At 73.2% G+C, this 17,168-nt stretch carries 10 protein-coding genes; 9 read left to right on the top strand and 1 reads right to left on the bottom strand.

All coding sequences use genetic code 11. The features are described from left to right. Positions 1–20 precede the first annotated feature (20 nt). From AB8Z75_RS01060 to AB8Z75_RS01020, 9 genes are all read left to right on the top strand, one after another. Entirely contained in the window at positions 21–446 is a 426-nt protein-coding gene (locus AB8Z75_RS01060) for a hypothetical protein (protein ID WP_369199402.1), read from the top strand. Further along, positions 439–1,413 carry a carbohydrate ABC transporter permease gene (locus AB8Z75_RS01055; RefSeq protein WP_369199401.1) on the top strand — a complete coding sequence of 325 codons (975 nt, stop codon included), beginning with the start codon at positions 439–441 and terminating at the stop codon, positions 1,411–1,413. Before AB8Z75_RS01060 ends, AB8Z75_RS01055 begins: the two co-directional genes overlap by 8 nt. Next, the gene (locus tag AB8Z75_RS01050; RefSeq protein ID WP_369199400.1) at positions 1,410–2,276 is read left to right on the top strand and encodes a carbohydrate ABC transporter permease; all 867 of its coding nucleotides are present in this window, start codon (positions 1,410–1,412) and stop codon (positions 2,274–2,276) included. Before AB8Z75_RS01055 ends, AB8Z75_RS01050 begins: the two co-directional genes overlap by 4 nt. Positions 2,277–2,280: 4 nt before the next feature. Continuing rightward, a complete protein-coding gene (locus tag AB8Z75_RS01045; protein ID WP_369199399.1) occupies positions 2,281–5,070 on the top strand; it encodes an FGGY family carbohydrate kinase in 2,790 nt (929 codons plus the stop codon). After that, on the top strand, positions 5,067–5,735 hold the full coding sequence (locus AB8Z75_RS01040; protein WP_369199398.1) for an aspartate/glutamate racemase family protein: 669 nt from the start codon (positions 5,067–5,069) through the stop codon (positions 5,733–5,735). The genes AB8Z75_RS01045 and AB8Z75_RS01040 overlap by 4 nt, the downstream gene beginning before the upstream one ends. Next, positions 5,732–7,189 (top strand): 3-oxo-tetronate kinase, encoded by a 1,458-nt coding sequence (otnK, locus tag AB8Z75_RS01035; protein WP_369199397.1) that lies wholly within the window; start codon positions 5,732–5,734, stop codon positions 7,187–7,189. The genes AB8Z75_RS01040 and otnK overlap by 4 nt, the downstream gene beginning before the upstream one ends. Further along, positions 7,189–9,000 (top strand): glycoside hydrolase family 13 protein, encoded by a 1,812-nt coding sequence (locus AB8Z75_RS01030; protein WP_369199396.1) that lies wholly within the window; start codon positions 7,189–7,191, stop codon positions 8,998–9,000. The genes otnK and AB8Z75_RS01030 overlap by 1 nt, the downstream gene beginning before the upstream one ends. Before the next feature lie 193 nt (positions 9,001–9,193). Next, positions 9,194–11,128, top strand: coding sequence for a glycoside hydrolase family 97 catalytic domain-containing protein (locus AB8Z75_RS01025; protein ID WP_369199395.1), 1,935 nt, complete (start codon positions 9,194–9,196; stop codon positions 11,126–11,128). Positions 11,129–11,178: 50 nt separating this feature from the next. Continuing rightward, positions 11,179–14,424: a GH92 family glycosyl hydrolase gene (locus AB8Z75_RS01020; protein WP_369199394.1), complete on the top strand. Its 3,246-nt coding sequence runs from the start codon at positions 11,179–11,181 to the stop codon at positions 14,422–14,424. A gap of 249 nt (positions 14,425–14,673) precedes the next feature. Here AB8Z75_RS01020 and AB8Z75_RS01015 read toward each other — a convergent pair whose 3' ends face one another. Continuing rightward, positions 14,674–17,163, bottom strand: coding sequence for a beta-L-arabinofuranosidase domain-containing protein (locus tag AB8Z75_RS01015; RefSeq protein WP_369199393.1), 2,490 nt, complete (start codon positions 17,161–17,163; stop codon positions 14,674–14,676). Positions 17,164–17,168 lie beyond the last annotated feature (5 nt).

Genomic DNA, 17,168 nt, shown 5'->3' with positions numbered 1-17,168 from the left:
GGCCGGAGTGGAGCCGGCACATGGGTGTGGCGCCGATGCCCACCCAGCACGGTCCCGGGCGGGTCAGCCTCTCCGGCGGCTGGATGCTCTCCGTTGGCGCGCACAGCGACACACCCGAGGCCGCCTTCGACTTCATCACCCTGCTGGCGGGGCGCGAGCGCGCTCTCCAGTACGCCGTCGAGAACGCGCAGATCCCGGTGCGTGAGGACGTGCTGGCCGACCCCGCCTACACCGAGGCGCTGCCCACCAACAAGGCCTTCGCCGACCTGCTGACCGTCACCGAGTTCCGGCCCACCCAGGCCGAGTACCTGATGGTCTCCAGCCGCGCCCAGGTCGCCATGGAGGATGTGATGACCGCGGACGCCACCCCTGCCGAGGCCGCCCGCACCTACGCCTCCGGCCTCCGCGACGACCTCGGCGAGGGGCGGGTGCGCGACCGTGGCTGAGCTGACCCGCGACCACCCCGCGACACCCCGCGGCGTGCCGGCCGCCGTCCCCGCCCGCCTGCGGCCCCCTTCCCGTGGTGGCGGCGAGGCACCGGGGAAGCCGCGCACCGCACGGCGAGCCTGGCCGCTGCTGCCCGCCCTCGTGCTGCTCGCGGTCTTCTTCGTCGGACCCGTCCTGTGGTGCGTCTACGCCGCGTTCACCAACACGGCGCTGACCGGGGCGGCGGCCCAGGACCCGCAGTTCGTCGGCGCCCGGAACTTCACCCGCCTCTTCGGCGACCAGCAGTTCACCACCTCCGTTCTGCTCACCCTCGTCTTCGCGCTCGCCTCCGGCGTGCTGGGCCAAAACGGGCTCGGCCTCAGCCTCGCGCTGCTGATGCGTGGCCGGGCGCGCTGGATCCGCACCCTGCTGGGCGTGCTGCTGGTCGGTGCCTGGGTGCTGCCGGAGATCGTCGCGGGCTTCACGCTGTACGCGTTCTTCTCGGACGGCGGCACCCTCGACACCGTCCTCACCTCGCTGCACCTGCCGGCGCCCGACTGGCTGGTCGAGCACGCCATGCTCACGGTCGTACTGGCCAACGTGTGGCGCGGCACGGCGTTCTCCTGGATGGTCTACACGGCCGCGCTGGACGAGATACCGCCCGAGATCGAGGACGCGGCCGTCACCGACGGCGCGGCCGGCTGGGCCAAGCTGTGGTGGGTGACACTGCCGATGATCCGGCGGTCGATCTTCACCAACCTGATGGTCGTCACCCTGCAGACCCTCGCGGTCTTCACCCTGATCTTCGTCCTCACCGGCGGCGGCCCCAGCGGTGCCTCCGAGACCGTGCCGCTGTACATGTACCAGCAGGCCTTCAAGTTCTTCCAGTTGGGCCAGGGGACCGCGATCGCCCTGGTGCTGCTCGCCATCGGCGGGGTCTTCTCCTTCCTCTACCTGCGCGTTTTGAAGCCGGAGCTGAACCGATGACGTCGCTGTCCCCCTCGCCGCTGTCGCTGACCAGACTGACCGCACCCCGCCGCTCGGCCGCCACCCCGCTCGTGTACGCCGTCCTACTGCTGGTCGCGCTCTGTTTCGCCGCGCCGTTCGTGTGGCTGCTGGTGGCCTCGCTGGACTCCGACGCCACCGCCAGCGCCACGGTGCCCGACCTGACCGCAGGCAACTTCTCGGCGGTACTCGGCTGGGAGACCAGCCTCCGCCCCATCCTCAACAGCCTGCTGCTGTGTGGGGGAGCGGCCCTGGTCAACATGGTGGTCTCCGTGCTCGCCGCCTACCCCCTCTCCCGGTACCGGCTGCGCTTCCGGCGGCCCTTCCTGTACGGGGTGCTGTTCGCCACCGGGCTGCCGGTGACCGCCATCATGGTGCCCGTCTACGAACTGTTCGTCCGGCTTGAGCTGGTGGACTCCCTGTGGGGCACCATGTTCTTCCTGGCGACCGCCACCCTGCCCTTCTCCCTCTGGCTGACCAAGGGGTTCATGGACGGGGTGCCGGTCTCGCTGGAGGAGGCCGCCTGGGTCGACGGGGCGTCCGGGCTGCAGTCGCTGCGTTACGTGGTGCTACCGCTGATGGCGCCCGGCATGGCGGTGGTCGCCGTCTTCACCTTCATCGGCGCGTGGGGCAACTTCTTCATCCCGTTCGTGCTGCTCCAGTCCCCGGAGAAGGAGCCCGCCGCGGTGGGCCTGTTCACCTTCTTCGGGCAGTACGGGACTGTCGCCTACGGGCAGTTGGCCGCCTACTCGATCCTCTACTCGTTGCCGGCCGTCCTGCTGTACGTGCTGGTCTCCCGCAAGCTCGGCGGCGGCTTCGGCCTCGGCGGCGGGCTGAAGGGGTGACGGTATGACACCGCCCGCCGCGCTCGCCGGTGTCGACATCGGCTCGACCCACTGCAAGGCGCTGCTGTGCGACGCCTCGGGTACGGTCCTCGCCCGCGCCCAGCGGCGCACCCCGCGCGGCGGCGCGGGCGGACACCACCACCCGGCACAGGACCTGCTCGCCGCCGGGCTCGGCGCGCTGCGCGACTGCCTGCGGTCGGCAGACCGGGAACCCGACGCCATCGGTGTCACTGGCATGGCCGAGGCAGGCGCCCCGCTGGACCGGGACGGGGTACCGCTCGGCCCCGTCCTCGCCTGGTCCGACCCCGCGCCTGCGCCGTACGCCGAGCGCCTCGCCCGCAGATGGGGGAGAGCGGCACTGCACGCCCGTACCGGGGTGCTCCCGCAGGCCAAGGTGCCGCTCGCCAAGTGGTGCGCCCTCTCCGCCGGGATGCCGGACCTGCCCGTGCGGATGCGCCACTGGGCGGGGGCCGCCGACTTGGTGGCGCACGCGCTGACCGGACGGCTCGGCACCGACGCCACCTTCGCGCAGCGCACCATGGCCTGGGATCCGGAAGCGGGCGCGTGGCTGCCCGACCTGCTGGCCGAAGCCCGGCTGGGGCCGCACCACATGCCGCCCGTGCACGCCCCCGGCGCCCCCGTCGGCCACGTCACCGCCGAAGCGGCAGCCGCCACAGGGCTGCGGGCCGGGGTGCCCGTGGTGGTCGCCGGGCACGACCATCCCGTCGGTGCCTGGGCGTGCGGCGTACGGGGTGCCGGGCAGGTGGCCGACTCCATGGGGACCGCCGAGGCGGTGCTGACGGTCGCCGCGCACCCGCCGGACGTGGCCGCCGCCGGCGCCGAGGGCATGTCCTGGGGCCGGCACGTCGACGGCCGGGGATGGATCGTGCTGGCCGGCATGCAGGGATCGGGCGCGCTGGTGGAGTGGTTCTGCGACCGGTTCCTGAGCGCGGCCCTGAACCCCCACGAGACCCACGGCAGCGACCGCTATGCGGCGTTCGCCCGCCTGGTATCCGAGAGCGGCCCGGCCACCGGCGAGGCGGACCCGGGACCGGAGGAGCTGATGGTGGAGCCGTACCTGTACGGCCGCAGCTCCCCGCGCCCCGACCCCGACGCCACTTTGACCGTGCACGGGCTGCGCCCGCACCACGGCGCCGGGCACCTCGCCCGCGCACTGCTGGAGGGCGCCGCCCACCACGCCCGCTGGATGACCGACACCCAGGCGACGCTCACCGGGGTCCCGCCGCGCAGGGTGACCCTGCTCGGCGGAGCGACCCGGCTGCGGTCCTGGACCGCGCTCAAGGCGGCCGTCAGCCCGTGGGACGTCGCCGTGTGTGCCGAGCCCGAGGCAGCCGCGCTGGGCGCCGCGGCCTGGGCCGGGGCGGCGCTCGGTGGCGACCCCGAGGCGCTGCGGCTCCCCTGCACGCCGCTCACCCCCGACCCGGAGGCGGCCACCCTCCACCGGTCACGGCACCACACACGTTTCCTGCCCCTGGTCGCACCTCAACGGCCTCCGTCGGCCCCGTCGGCCCCGTCGGCCCCGTCGTCCTCGTCCGCTTCGTCGCCCTTGTTGGTCCCGTCACCCTCGTCCGTTCCGTCGGCCCCGCCCGCCCCGTCGCCCTCGACAGGTCCGGCAAGTCCGTCGCCCTCGACAGGTCCGGCAAGTCCGTCGGCCTCGACAGGTCCGGCAAGTCCGTCGGCCTCGACAGGCCGGGCGAACCCGCCACGTCCAGCACTTCCGCGCGGTCCGTATGCGCTTCCGCAGGCCCCGCGTGCCGTCCCGTACGACCCTCCGTCCGACAAGGAGTCCCGCTTCGTGAGCTCGCCCGAGCAAGCCGTACAGACCGACCGTGCCCCCGCGTTGACGGGTGGCTCCCTCGCCCCCGCGGCGCTGGCGCGACCCGACGGCACGTTCGCGATGGTCGCCGCCGACCAACGCGACTCGCTGCGCACGATGATGGCCGAGCGTCAGGGGCCGCACGAGGGCCCGGTCAGCGACGCGCGGCTGACCGACTTCAAGCTCGCCACGGCGCGCTGCCTCGGCCCGTACGCCTCCGCGCTGCTGCTGGACGCCGACCACGGTTACCGCCCCGTGCTCGACGCGCGCGTGCTCCCCGACACCTGCGCGCCCATCCTCGCCGTCGACCGCCTCGACCAGCGCCCCGGCGGGCCCGTCGAGGACACCTGGCTCGACGAGGAAGCCGATCCGGACGCCGCCCGCGCCGAGGGCACCCGCGGACTCAAACTGCTGGTCATTTGGCGCCGCGACGCGCACCGTGAGCGGCGCGTCGCGCTCGCGGCCCGCTTCGTGGAGCTGTGCCGCCGCGCCGGGCTCGCCTCGGTGCTCGAACCCGTCGCACGCGCCACGCCCGAGGAGGTGACCGCCGGGTCGTTCGTACTGGACGAGGCCATCGTCGAGGCGGCCCGTGAACTCGCCCCGCTGCGGCCTTCGGTCTACAAGTGCCAGGTGCCCGGCGGCGGTGTTGGAACCGTCTCCGCGTTGGCGGCGCGGGCGGCTCGCATCGATGCCGTGGTCGATGTCCCGTGGGTGGTGCTCTCGCAGGGCGTGGCGGCGGACGACTTCCCCCGCGCCGTGGAGGCCGCCTGCCGTGCCGGGGCCTCCGGTTTCCTGGCCGGGCGCGCGGTGTGGACGGCGGCACTCGATGCACCCGGCCCCGAAGCGGCGTTGCGCGGGGAGTGTGCGGACCGGCTGGCCATGCTCGGCGAACTGGTCGCCGAACACGGCCGCCCCTGGTGGGAGGCGCCGGCCGCGGTGCGGGGGAGCGCGCGGTGAGCGCCGGACCTCGGGTGTGTGTGCTGCACACCGTCACGTCGCTGCCCGCCGTCTTCGAGCCGCTGGTACGCCGGCACGCTCCGGCGGCCCGGCCGTACCACGTCGTGGACGAGAGCCTGCTCGCCGACACGATCGACCACGGGCCGCTGCCCCGGACCGCCGACCGGCTCGCCGCCTACGTCAGCCACGCCGAGGCGGCCGGCGCGGACGCCGTGCTGGTCACCTGCTCGTCCATCGGGCAGGCCGCCGAACAGGCCCGCGCGCACGTCTCCATCCCGGTGCTGCGAGTGGACGATCCCATGGCCGAGCAGGCCGTCGATCGGGGCCGCAGGATCGCCGTCCTGGCGACCCTCGCCTCCACCCTCGTGCCGACCGCCCACCTCGTGCGGCGCAAGGCCGAGGACGCCGGCAAGGCCGTCACGGTGACCACCAGCACCTGTCCCGGCGCGTACGAGGCCCGCGTCGCCGGACGGACCGACGCCCATGACCAGCGCATCGCCGCCGAGGCGGTCCGTCTCGCCGCCGGCCACGACGTCCTGGTCCTGGCCCAGGCGTCGATGGCCACGGCGCTGGAACGCCTCTCGCAGGACGACCTGCCGGTGCCCGTGCTGACTTCGCCCGAGTCGGGGGCCGCACAACTGGCCCGGCTGGCGGGCGCACGGTGAGTACCGGTCCGGCACTCGGCTGCAGAGCCGACGACTTCACGGGGGCCACGGACCTGGCGGGCAACCTGGCCTCCGCGGGGCACCGCACGGTGGTCACGGTGGGAGTACCGCGGGCGGCGCCTGCCGACGTGGACGCCGTCGTGGTGGCGCTCAAGAGCCGTACCGCGCCACGGGAGAGCGCCGTCGCCGACGCGCTGCGCGCACACCGGGCGCTGGCCGAGGCGGGGTGCACGCGTTTGTGGTTCAAGTACTGCTCGACTTTCGACTCCACCCCCGAAGGCAACATCGGTCCGGTCACCGACGCCCTGCTGGAGGCGACCGGCGCCGAGTGGACCATCGCCTGTCCCGCCTTCCCCGCAGGCGGCCGTACCGTCTACCAGGGTCACCTCTTCGTGCACGGCCGCCCCCTGCACGAGACCGGCATGCGTGACCATCCCCTCACGCCGATGACCGACTCCGACCTCGTCCGCGTGCTGCGCCCCCAGACGTCCCACGGCGTCGGCCTGTTGCCGCACCAGGTGCTGCGCGCGGGGCCGCGGGCGGTGCGCGCCCACGTGGCGCGGTTGCGGAGCGAAGGCGTCCGCACGGTGGTCACCGATGCCATAGACGACTCCGACCTGTCAGCCGTCGAGTACGCCACCCGGCACCTGCCGCTGGTCACCGGCGGCTCCGGGCTGGCCCTCGCGCTGCCGGGCGGCACCACCGAGGCGCGGGACATCGCTGTCGCGCCGGGGCCCGCGGCGGTGCTCGCGGGCAGCCTCTCCGAGGCGACGGCGGAGCAGATCGCGCACGCCCGCCGCACCCTGCCCAACCGCCACCTGCCGGTGACCGAGGCACTGGCCTCCCCGGCACGCGCCGCTGCCGCCGCGGCAAAGTGGGCGGCCCCGCACCTGGCGGCGGGACGCACGGTGCTGCTCCACAGCGCGGACGACACCGCGTCGGTACGCCGTTCACACGCCCGCTACGGCGCCGCACGCGTGGCGCAGGCCGTGGAGGAGACCCTCGCCGACTGTGCCCGCGCACTGGCCGAGCGGGGGGTGCGGCGGTTCGTCGTCGCCGGGGGAGAGACCTCCGGAGCGGTGGTCACCGCGCTGGGGCTGCGGTCCCTGCGGATCGGTCCGGTTTTCGCTCCGGGTGTGTGCTGGGCCGGGGCGTGCTGGCGTGGTCATTCTGTCAATCTCGTTTTGAAGTCGGGCAGCTTCGGCGCGTTTGATCTGTTCACGGCCGCCGAGGACCGCCTCCGCGGCCCGGCCCGGCCCGGTTTCCCTCGTGACTTCGCCACCGTCACCGTCACGTCACGGCACCGCCACACCGCGAACGACCGCCCCGCCCCGCCCGTACTGGCCCGCCGCCCGTACTGGTCCGCCGCCCGTACTGGCCCGCCGCCCGCGCCGGCCCCCGCCGCCGGTACCGGAGCTGGGCTGGCTGCGTGCCGTTGTCCCTGGAGGCCTTGATGAACGACTCCCGCGTCGTCCCCGAGCCGCACGATTCCACTGTTCCGTGTCCCCGGGCCGACCCTGCAACGGGCCGGGACGCCTGGTGGCGCCACGCCGTTATCTACCAGATCTACGTCCCCAGCTTCGCCGACGGCGACGGTGACGGCTTCGGTGATCTGCCCGGGATCGCCGACCGCTTGGACCACGTCGCGGAACTCGGCGCCGACGCCGTATGGCTCACGCCGTTCTACGCCTCACCGATGGCCGACGGGGGCTACGACGTCGCCGACTACCGTGCCGTCGATCCCCGGTTCGGCACCCTGGAGGACGCCGACCGGCTGCTGGCCCAGGCGCACGGGCTGGGGCTGCGCGTGATCATGGACCTCGTCCCCAACCACACCTCCGACCAGCATGCCTGGTTCCGGCAGGCACTCGCGGCGCCGTCCGGCAGCCGGGAGCGGGCCCGCTACGTCTTCCGCGACGGGCGGGACGCAGGAGCGGCGCCGCCCACCGACTGGCAGTCCGTCTTCGGCGGGCCCGCCTGGGAGCCGGTGGGTGACGGCCAGTGGTACCTGCACCTGTTCGCACCGCAGCAGCCCGACCTGAACTGGGACAACCCCGAGGTCGTCGAGGAGTTCCACGCCATCCTGCGGTTCTGGTTGGACCGCGGCGTGGACGGGTTCCGCTTCGATGTCTGCCACGGCATGGCCAAGGAACTGACAGGCCCGCTCCGCGACCTGGGCCCCGACCAGGTGCACCACAAGATCGTCGGTGTGGGCTGGGAGGGCACCCACCCCTTCTGGGACCGCGAGGAGGTCCACGAGCTGCTCCGGGGCTTCCGCCGCGTCATGGACGGCTACTGGCCACCGCGCGTCGGCGTCGCCGAGTCGTGGGCCGGATTGGAGCGGCGCGCCCTCTACACCCGCCCCGACGAGCTGCACCAGGCGTTCAACTTCGACTTCCTGGGCAGCACCTGGGACGCGGCCTCCCTGCGCGCCACCATCGACCGCTCCCTGGCGCTGGCCGCCGCCCACGGTGCCGCCCCCACCTGGGTGCTCTCCAACCACGACGTCGTACGGCACCCCTCCCGTCTGGCCCTGCCGCCGGGGGCCGATCCGGAGGAGTGGCTGCGCTGTGACGGGACCGCTCCGCGCCTGGACGCCGCGTGCGTGGAGCGCCGTGCCCGCGCCGCCGTTCTGCTGCTGCTCGCGCTGCCCGGCGCCGTCTACCTCTACCAGGGCGAGGAACTGGGTCTGCCCGAGGTCGCCGACCTGCCACCCGAGGCGCTGCGGGACCCGGTCAGCCGCCGCTCGTCGGGCGCGCGCAAGGGGCGGGACGGGTGCCGGGTCCCGCTGCCGTGGCAGCCGTCCGGACCGTCGTACGGCTTCGGCCCCGGCGCCGGTCCCGCCTGGCTGCCGCAGCCCGAGTGCTTCGGCCCGCTGTCGGTCGCCTCCCAACGCGGCGAGGCGGGCAGTATGTTGTCCCTCTACCGCCGCGCCCTGCGGGTGCGGGCCGCCGTCGCGCCCGACGAGCAGCTCGTCTGGAACCCGCAGCCCGCGCCCGGCATCCTCGACTTCACCGTCGGCCCGTTGCGCTGCGTCGTGAACCTCGGGCCGGCCGATGTGCCGCTGCCCGGCGACGCGGAACGGCTGCTGGACGGGCGCACCGCGCCTACCGCCCTCACCTCCGTGCCCCCGGACACCGCCGTCTGGCTGGCCGCAGGCGCCCGCGACCGTACCCACGACTGCCGCGACCGTATCCACGACCGCCGTGACCGCGCCCAGGACCGCACCCGAGGCCACGGCCGGGACCGACAGGAGCCCGCATGAGACCGCGAACCGCATGAGAGCCGCGAACCGCATGAGAGCCGCGAACCGCATGAGAGCCGCGAACCGCATGAGAGCCGCGAACCGTATGAGGTCCGCGAACCGTATGAGGTCCGCGAACCGTATGAGGTCCGCGAGCCGTATGAGGTCCGCGAGCCGTATGAGGTCCGCGAGCCGTATGAGGTCCGCGAGCCGTATGAGGTCCGCGAACTGGCGGCGCGCCACCGCCGTCCTGTTCTGCGCGGGGCTGCTCGCCGGAGAGCTGACGGCGGCAGCAGGTGCCGCTTCCCCGCCCGCCCCTGTTCCGGCGGCTGCCGGCATGCCGGTCACTGTCCGCGCGCCGGGTGGCGCCCATGGCAGCGGCCCCGTGGCCCGGATCGCCCTCGACGAGGGCACCCCCACCCTGGCCCTCACCCGTGAGGGACGCAGCGTGCTGCGCCCCTCACCGCTCGGCCTCACCACCACCACGGCGGACTGCGCGCACGGCCTGACCGGCACCGTGCGCACCGCGGGGCCCCGGACCGTACGCGACACCTACACCACCGTCACGGGGAAGCGCCGCCACCACCGCTACACCGCGACCGAGCAGAAGTTCACCTTCCACGGCGCGCGTTGCGCGGGCCTCACCGTCACCGTGCGGGTCTCGCACGACGCCGTCGCCTACCGCTACACGCTGCCGCGGGCCGCCGCCATCACGGCCGAGAACTCCGCGTTCCGGGTGCGCGGGGAGGCGAAGGCCTGGTTGCAGGAGTACAGCGTCGACTACGAGAAGGAGCGCAGGTCCAGCACGGTGGCCGACGCCCGCGAGGGGTACGAGGCTCTCCCCGCGCTCTTCCGATCGGGGAAGGGGAAGGACTACCTGCTGCTGACCGAAGCGGGGGTGGACGGCGGCTATGCGGCCTCGCACCTCCAGCACGTCGGTGGCGGCGACTACCGGCTGCGGCTGCCGCAGGCACAGCTCACCGCGCGCTCGACACCGTGGCGGGTGGCGGCCGTCGGGGACGCGGCCGACGTCGTGGGCAGCGACGCGGTCACCGACCTGGCCGCACCCTCGAAGGTGCGCGACACCTCCTGGATCGATCCGGGTGCGGTGGCATGGTCCTGGTGGGCGGACCCGGACAGCCCCGAGAGCTACGCCACGCAGAAGCGCTGGGTCGACTACGCGGCCGCACACCACCTGCCCTACTCCCTCGTGGACTGGCACTGGAAGCCGGAGTGGATGCCCCAGTTGGTCTCCTACGCCCGCGAGCGCGGCGTGAAGATCCTGGTGTGGGCCCACCACGAGGACCTGGCCACCAAGGAGCAGCGTGCGAAGCTGCTGCCGCGGTGGAAGAAGTGGGGGATCGCCGGAGTCAAGATCGACTTCATCGACTCCGACCGGCAGCCCGCCATGCGCTGGTACGACCGGGTGCTGCGGCAGACCGCCGACCTGCGTTTGATGGTCAGCTTCCACGGCACGACCGTGCCCCGGGGCCTCCAGCGGACCTGGCCGCACCTGATGACCAGCGAGGCCGTGCGCGGCGAGGAGTACTACAAGGTCGCCGGCAACACCGGCATCACGCCCGAGCACAACGTGATGCTGGCCTACACCCGCAACGTCGTCGGCTCCATGGACTACACGCCGACCGTCTTCAGCCAGGGCGACCTGCCGCACGCGACCACGGCGGCCCACGAACTCGCCCTCGCTGTGGCGTACGAGTCCGGCTGGCAGTGCTTCGGCGACGACCTGGCCGCCTACGACGCGCACCCGCGGGCCCAGCGGCTGATCAGCGCCCTGCCCACCGCCTGGGACGGCACCAGGCTGCTGGGCGGCGACCCCGACACCTACGCCGCCGTCGCCCGCCGCCACGGCGACGAGTGGTACGTCGGCGTGATCAGCGCCGGCGGCACCCGCACCGTCACCCTCCCCACGGCCCCGCTGGGGAACGGCGACTGGACGGCGCAGCTCTACGAAGACGCAGAAGACGCAGAAGACGCAGAAAGTGACGGAGGCGGCCGAGCCGACGGAGGCGAGGTGAGCCGGCGGACGCGCCACCTGAAGGGCGGCGACACCCTCCGCCTGCCTCTTAGGGCGGACGGCGGTGCGGTCGTCCGGCTCAGCCCGGCCGGCGGCGAGGACCGCGCGGAATGAGCCCCCACGCACCGCACCCTGGCCTTCCTTCCCCAAGGAGACGAAGCGACATGCCGCCCTCACCGCACGCTGGGCCACCACGCCGCCGGGGCCGGGACACCAGCCGCGCCCGTAGCCGGTGGGCCGCCGCCACGCTCGGCTGCCTGCTGCCCCTCGTCGGTCTCTCCCCCCTCCCCGCCTCGGCGGCCACGTCCGCGAGGCCCGACGACGACCCCGCCTCCCTCGTCGACGTGTTCACCGGCACGGCACCCAGCTCTCAGAAGATCGAACAGGGCATGGGGGAGAACTTCTCCAAGGGCAACACCCACCCCGCCGCCACGGCCCCCTTCGGCATGCTCCAGTGGGGCCCCGACACGGCGAAGCAGACACCCGGCCTCTACCACTCCGAGGACGACGAGCTGACGGGCTTCAGCCTCACCCATCTGTCCGGTGGCGGCTGCACCGCCTTCGGCGACGTGCCCTTCCAGCCGGTCCCCGGCACCGTGCACCGCTCACCCGCCGCGCACCCCGACGCCTACACCACGGCCTTCGACCACGCCGACGAGGACGCCGCACCCGGGACCTACCACGTGCGGGCCGGCAACGGTGTCGACACCCGGCTCGCCGCCGGGACCCGCGCCGGAGCCGGACGCTTCACCTTCCCCCAGGGGCACGGCGGTCGCGGCACCGTCCTGCTCGACACCTCCGGCAGCGCCAACGGCGTCTCCCGCGCCCGCGTGCGGGTGCACGACGACCGGCGTACGGTCACCGGCACGGTGACCAGCGGCGGCATCTGCAGTGCCAAGGCGCCGTACACCCTCAGCTTCCGCGCGGAGTTCGACCGCCCCTACACCGCGCACGGAACCTGGAGCGGCAAGAGGGTCCATGCCGGCTCGTCCTCGGCGGACGGCACCAAGAACGGCGCCTATCTCACCTTCGGCACCAAAGAGGACCGCAGCGTCGGCGTGCGCGTTTCCCTCTCCTACACCGACGCGGACGGGGCACGCCGCAACCTGGCCGAGGCCCGCGGGCAGACGGTGGGCGGCCTCGCCCGGCGGACCCACGAAGCGTGGAACCGCGAGCTGAGCCGTATCCGGGTCGCGGGCGGCAGCGCGGCACGCGTCCGGACCTTCTACACCGCGCTGTACCACAGTCTGTTGGAGCCGCGGACCCTCAGCGACACCGACGGCCGCTACCGCGGCTTCGACCGGAAGATCCACCGCGTCGCCGACGGCCGCACCTGGTACGGCAACTTCTCCGGCTGGGACGTCTACCGCACCCAGACCCCGCTGCTGGCCTTCCTCGACCCGCGCCGCGCCTCCGACATGGCGCAGTCGATGGTGGACGCGGCCGACCAGTCCGGATGGCTGCCCCGCTGGACACTGCTGCACAACCACAGCAACGGCATGGTCGGCGACCCGGCTCCCGCCATGCTCGCCGCCACCCACGCGTTCGGCGCCCGCGACTTCGACGTACGCGGCGCACTGCGCTACTCGCTCCAGGCGGCGACGAAGCCCACACCGCCCCGCGAGGACGGCTATGTCGAGCGGCAGGCGCTGCGGGAGTGGAAGCAGAACGGCTTCCTGCGGCACGGCGACTCGCCCCTCGGTTCCGCTGCCGCCACCAGCCTGGAGTACGCCGTCGACGACTTCGGGGTGGCCCGACTGGCCGCCGCCACCGGTGACGAGCGGACCCGCCGCACCTTCATGCGGCGCGCCCACAACTGGCAGAACCTTCTCGACGGTGCCGACGGCCGCCTCAAGCCCCGGATGGCCGACGGCGCTCTCGCCCCGCAGTCCAACCCGGCGAGCCTCGCCGGGTTCCAGGAGGGCAGCGGCGGCCAGTACCAGTGGATGACGGGGCAAGACCTGTCCGCGCTCGCCGCCGGCATGGGCGGTCAGCGGCAGGCCGCCGACCGGCTCGACACCCACTTCACCCAGGTCGACGCGGGCTCCAACACGCCGCATGCCTGGATCGGGAACGAGATCACCTTCGGCGCCCCGTGGGCTTACCACGCCTTCGGCGCCCCCAACCGGGCAGGTGATGTCATTCCGCGTATGCGGGACCTGTTCACCACCGGCCCGGCCGGACTGCCGGGCAACGACGACCTGGGCGCGCTCTCCGCCTGGTATGTGTGGGCGAGCATCGGCATGTACCCGGAAACCCCGGGAAGCTCCCGTCTGGCTCTGTCCACGCCGGCGTTCGACTCGGTCACCGTTGAGCGGGGCCGCGGGCGCACCCTGCGGATCACCGCGCCCGGCGCCGGCACCGGAGCGCGCTACATCGAGGGCGTCACCCTCGACGGCTCACCCCACACCCGGAACTGGACGACGGCCGGCGCGCTGAGCGGGAAGGCGAGCGCGCTGCACTACCGCCTCACCGACGACCGGCACACCCGCTGGGGCACGGCCGCGGCGGACCGCTACCCCTCCTACGCCGAGGGCCGTTTCCCCGCCGTCGCCTCCGCCACCCGCGCCGCCGCCCGCCCCGGCGGCACCACCTCGACGAAGCTGACCCTCACCCCCGCAGACGGCCGCCCGGTCCGGGCCCGCTGGAAGCTGGACGCGCCCGAGGGCGTGCACCTCGACCGCGCGTCCGGCACGGTGAGCGGCTCCCGCCCGGCCCGCGTCCGCGTCACCGTCGAGAAGGACACCGCACCCGGGCAGTTCATTCTGCCGCTGCGCCTCACCACCACCTCGGGCCGCGCCCTGCCGCCCGGCGCGGTACGGCTCGCGGTCACCCCGCGGCACGGCACCTGTGTCCTGCCCTGGGCGGACGAGGCGGGTATCTCCACGCGGGACCGCCCGGTCGGCGACCTCAACGGATATGGCGGCAGTTACGTCGCCGAGGAACTGGCCGAGGACGGGCTCGTCCCGGGCCGGGAGACCACGGTCGAGGGCATCCGCTACCGCTGGCCCGCGGCCCGGCCGGGACAGCCCGACCACGTGAACGCCCACGGCCAGACCCTCACCGTGGACGGTCACCGGGGCGCCCGGCGGCTCGGGATCCTCGGCGCGGGCAACGAGGGGGCGAGCAGCGGTACGTTGACCGTCCACTACACCGACGGCACCACGAGCCGCGGCCGTGTCCGGCTGGGAGACTGGCACCTGGACGGAGCGACCGAGCCGCCGCCGCACAACACGGCGGCGGCCACGATGCCCACCCGCCAGATGCCCTCCGGCACCCCCGAGAAGATGACGACCTACGTCTGGGCCACCGACATCCCGCTGGACCCGGACCGCACCGTCGCCTCCGTCACGCTCCCCACCGCCCCGGAGGGCGGCCAGCTCCACGTCTTCGCCGTGGGCCAGGACTGAAAAAGCGGGGTCTTCGCCGTGGGCCGGGACTGAGGAAGCGGGACTGCCGCCGCGCCGCGCGGCGGCAGTCCCGCCTTCAGCTTCTTTGCGGGGCGGCAAGGGGGCCGCACGCCTCCGGGCCCGGGATGGCCGGCCCCAGCCTGGAACGTGGCCTGGGCCCGCGTCTGGACCACCGGCCATCTCCTGGCTGCCGGAGCGCCACGGCCCCCGGCCCGCGCCGGCCCTGCCGGCAGGGCCGGCGCGGGCCGCTTACACGAGCTTCCACAGCTGATGGTCCGCGCCGGTGTTCTCGCTCAGCACGACCTGGGCACCGTTGTGCGTCGACCGTCCTTCCACGCCCAGCACCTTTCCGGTGCGTACGTGGACGATGCGGTGCGGGCCGTCCTCCTCCTCGCCGTCCCCGCCGACGCCGACGCCGATGTCGTCCAGTTTCCACAGCAGGCGCGGGTCCGCGTCCGCCCGGTCCTCGTACTGCACGATCCGGGCGCCGTCCGCCGAGGAGCCGTTTTCGACGCCGAGGATCTTGCCGGTGTAGCCGTTGCGGATGACCAGTTGGTCAGCGCTGCCCCGGGGGCGGAGCTGCCAGGCGTGGTCGCCCGTGCCGGTGTTGTCGAACTGGACTATGGGGGCGCCCTCCTCCAGTGACATGCCGTCGACGGCGAGTACCTTGCCGCTGTGGCCGTTCCGCACCCGGTGGTAGGGGGGTTCCTGGCGCCATGTGCGGCCCGAGCGGGAGACGGTGGGGAAGGCGGTGATGCGCAGCCTGGCGGCTCCCATCGGTATCAGCGTCACCTTCTCCTGCGGTGCGTCGCTGCGGGCCGGGCTGGGCTGGAGCGGGTTGACCACGTTCTCGCTGTCGGCGCTCCACTGGGCGATACGCCGGGCGGGGGCGGTGATGTGTACCGGGGTTCCCTCGTGGGTGAACGGGTTGTCCGCGAGGGGGCCTTTTTCGCGCCGCAGCTCCAGCTGGCTCAGGTCGCGTCGCGAATGGACGGCGAGGCCGTAGTTCCACGGGGTGGTGGCGTGTACCTCGTATGCGGGGAATGTGGTGTTTCCCGCATAGCGTACGTACTTCTCCCCGATGCGCAGCGAGTACGTGAGCGGTCCGTGATCGACGCTGACCGCGTCGCCGTTGCCCTTCCAGGTCCGCAGGGTGGTGCGCTGGGGGAGCCGCAGGGTGAGCGTGTCCTGGTCGGACCAGGTGCGGTCGACGGTCACGAACGCCGGCCCTGGACGTGCGGGGACCGGGCGTCCGTTGACCTTCAGTGAGGGATTGTCGCACCAGGCGGGGATGCGCAGCCGGAGCGGGAAGCCGACCGGCTCGGGGGCACTGAGGGTGAGGGTCACCGTGTCGGAGAACGGGTAGTCGGTCTCCTCGCGGAAGGTGACCTGTGTGCCGTCGGCGACCTTGGCCCTCACCTCGCTGGCCGCGTACATCACCGCGGCCAGCCCGTGGTCGGGGGTGGCCATCCACAGCTCCTCGGTGAAGTAGGGCCAGCCCATGCCGTAGTTGTGCGGGCAGCACCGGTAGTTGTCCACGCCGGGCTGGTAGGTCTGCATGGCGAAGCCGTTCTGGAACTGGCCCTGGGTTTTGGCCTCGCGGCCGAGGTCGATGCTGTTGGCGCTGGTCACGTAGTGGATGCCGGTGCCCTGCGGGTCGAGGGAGGCGGGGAGCATGTTGAAGGCGAGGTCCTCGCACCGGTCGGCCCACAGCGGGTCCCCGGTGATGCGGGTCAGCAGCTCGTGGCTGGCCATGAACTCCACGATCCCGCACGTCTCGAAGCCCTGCCGAGGATCGCCGAATCCCACACGTTGCTTCTCGTCGCCGGCGAAGCCGCCGCCCGGGAACTGTCCGTATGCGTGCAGCGTCCCGGTGTACGCGCGGTAGGTGGCGCGGGTGTGCCGCGAGTCGCCGGACCGCAGGGCGTACTGGGCGGGTTCGCGGAATCCCTGGGCGATGTCCACGTTGTGCCGGCTCGGCAGCTTCTTCCCGGTCCAGTCGGCGCCCCAGCGGTGCATCTTGTCACTGAGTTTGAGCAAGTGCCTCTCGCCGGTGCGGTTGTAGAGCCACTGGACGACGTCCAGGCCGTCGCCCCACCGGAACGAGACCCAGCTCGTGTCGAAGGCGCTCTTGCCCTGGTCGTTCATGAACCGCGTGAAGCGGGACATCACAGGGATGATGCGCGCGTCGTGCCGGTACTCGTGCCAGGACCGCAGCGCCATGAGAAGCGGCAGGAACGGCCAGAAGTCCGGACCACCGTTCAGCGAGGTACGCAGCTTGCGGGGGCCGAAGAAGCCGTCGTCCTGCGCGGTGGCGAGGATGGCGTCGATCCACCGCTCGCTGTTCTTGAGGGCCGCCTCGTCCCGGGTGGCGATGGCCAGGCTGACGTAGCCGCGCAGCCAGTAGGTGACCTCCTCCCAGCCGTCCTTCTCCGGGTGTACCCACCCGGTCCCGTCGAAGTCGAGGAAGTGCGAGATTTGTTCGTACCGCCCGCACAGCCCGTTGAGCTGGAGTTCCAGCTGGCCGGCCAGCCAGCCGCGCGCGGTGACGGCGCCGGGTGGCAGGCGCAGGAACGAGGTGGGGGCGAGCGGTGCCGCGTTGGGGGAGTACAGGCCGCCGCGGGCGGGGGGCACCTTTCCGGCTGCGGGTGTCACCGCGGCGGCGTACCGGTCGACGAGCAGCGGGGTGCCTATCGCGAGTGCACTGGTGGCCAGGAGTTGTCTGCGGGAAAGGGGCATGGGGA

Source organism: Streptomyces sp. PU-14G, assembly GCF_041028275.1.
GTDB lineage: Bacteria > Actinomycetota > Actinomycetes > Streptomycetales > Streptomycetaceae > Streptomyces.
Note: the sequence above shows the minus strand (reverse complement) of the source record. Positions and strands in the feature narration are given on the sequence as shown.